Genomic DNA, 503 nt, shown 5'->3' with positions numbered 1-503 from the left:
CTTGTCCCGCTCACCGGTCAGCATCTGCCGGGAAACGCTGGGGCTGGGTATGGCTCAACAGCGCCATGGTGCCAGCATTATGCGTGACGGCATGATGGCCGCAGGGATCGTTAAGGCCAAAGAGTGGCTGGACAGCGTTAACGGCAAAAAGGCGATGGATGCCCTGGAACGTTACAAAGGGGCCAGAAACGCCGGTAAAACACCGATCCTTGAAGGTGGCATGGAGTATGAGCAATTAGGCATGAGCAATCAGGATGCAGAGTGGTTAGGCTCTCGCCGCTTCACCATCGAAGACATTGCCCGGATATTCAATATCAGCCCGATCTTCTTGCAAGAGTATTCCAACAGCACCTACAGCAACTTTAGCGAAGCCAGCCGCGCCTTTCTCACCATGACGATGCGCCCCTGGTTGACCAACTTTGAGCAGCAGCTTAAGGCCGCCTTGCTGTTGAGTTCTCCTTCAGCCGGTTCCCGCTACCAGGTGGAGTTCGACACCGCCGACT

1 protein-coding gene is annotated in these 503 nt (G+C 55.9%); it reads left to right on the top strand.

Features of this window, described 5'->3' with window-relative positions; translation table 11 throughout:
- Window positions 1-503: phage portal protein (locus tag ACKWMY_RS28295; protein WP_409487559.1), on the top strand; the 503-nt coding region annotated here is incomplete at both ends.

It is taken from the genome of Serratia sp. J2, from assembly GCF_046269175.1.
GTDB classification, from domain to species: Bacteria; Pseudomonadota; Gammaproteobacteria; order Enterobacterales; family Enterobacteriaceae; genus Chania; species Chania fonticola_C.
Note: the sequence above shows the minus strand (reverse complement) of the source record. Positions and strands in the feature narration are given on the sequence as shown.